At 73.4% G+C, this 463-nt stretch carries 1 protein-coding gene; it reads left to right on the top strand.

Annotated elements, in window-relative coordinates; all coding sequences use genetic code 11:
* A partial coding sequence (locus DEIPI_RS30945) for a hypothetical protein (protein ID WP_045234278.1) occupies positions 1–463 on the top strand: 463 nt, incomplete at both ends.

Genomic DNA, 463 nt, shown 5'->3' with positions numbered 1-463 from the left:
GTGCAGGGCGAGTACGGCCCGCAGGAGCGCGCGACGCTGCGCGGACCGTCCGGCCTGATCGGGCGCGTGCAGGACGAGCGCGCGGGCCTGCAGTGGTGCCGGGACGTCACGGGCGACGGCGTTCCCGAGGCGCTGCTGTTCACGTACAGCGGCGGCGCGCACTGCTGCACCGAACACACCCTCTACACCCTCTCGACGCCGCCACGCGAGCTGCTGCACGCCTACAGCGGCAACGTCGCCGAGCTCGTGCCCGCCCAGCTCGACGGGCGCGGCCCGCTGGAGCTGCTGAGCTACGACAACCGCTTCGCGTACGCGTACGGCCTGTGCTTCGCGTGCAGTCCCTTCCTGCCCGTCGTGTACGCCCTGCGGGACGGCCTGTACGTGGACGACTCCCGCAGCTTCCCCGGCCTGATCTCGGCCCGCACGGCCGTCACGGGCGCGCCCGCTGAGCCCGCCGATCTGC

The organism is Deinococcus pimensis DSM 21231, from assembly GCF_000519345.1.
GTDB lineage: Bacteria > Deinococcota > Deinococci > Deinococcales > Deinococcaceae > Deinococcus_A > Deinococcus_A pimensis.
Note: the sequence above shows the minus strand (reverse complement) of the source record. Positions and strands in the feature narration are given on the sequence as shown.